The sequence below is a fragment of the Corallococcus praedator genome, from assembly GCF_003612125.1.
Taxonomy (GTDB): domain Bacteria; phylum Myxococcota; class Myxococcia; order Myxococcales; family Myxococcaceae; genus Corallococcus; species Corallococcus praedator.
On sequence record NZ_RAWI01001356.1, the window covers coordinates 1 to 397 of the forward strand.

Here is a 397-nt window from a genome sequence, read left to right on the forward strand (position 1 = left end):
TACCTGAAGCGGTCGAGCACGACGCAACTCGAAGATGCGCTCGCCTGGGACAGGACCGACGCGCCGGCACGGACGGGCAGGGGGGCCATCTGCCCCCCTCGCCGCGCAGAGGCGGCTCACCCCCCGAGGATACTTGAGGAAGGTGAGATGCAGGGAAGGGCAGGCGTGGCGGCCCCGCTGAATGGTAAGGCCGCTAGCCGGTTGTTAGGTCGAGGGCCCGCTTGACCGCCTCGGGCTCGCGGTCGAGGACGAGCAGCAGCGCGGCAGCGGAGCCTTGCAGCCCGCGCTGGCCCTGCTCGATCTTGCGATAGCCTGACAGGCTGAGGCCCATGAGGGGCGCCATCTGCTCCTGCGTGAGCCCCGCCTTCGCGCGCACCTCGCGGGGGGACGGATGATG

Annotated in this window: 1 protein-coding gene; it reads right to left on the bottom strand. The window is 70.5% G+C overall.

Annotated elements, in window-relative coordinates; all coding sequences use genetic code 11:
• Positions 1 to 193 precede the first annotated feature (193 nt).
• On the bottom strand, positions 194 to 397 hold a 204-nt coding region (locus D7Y13_RS44440), incomplete at its 5' end, for a helix-turn-helix domain-containing protein (protein ID WP_147452780.1).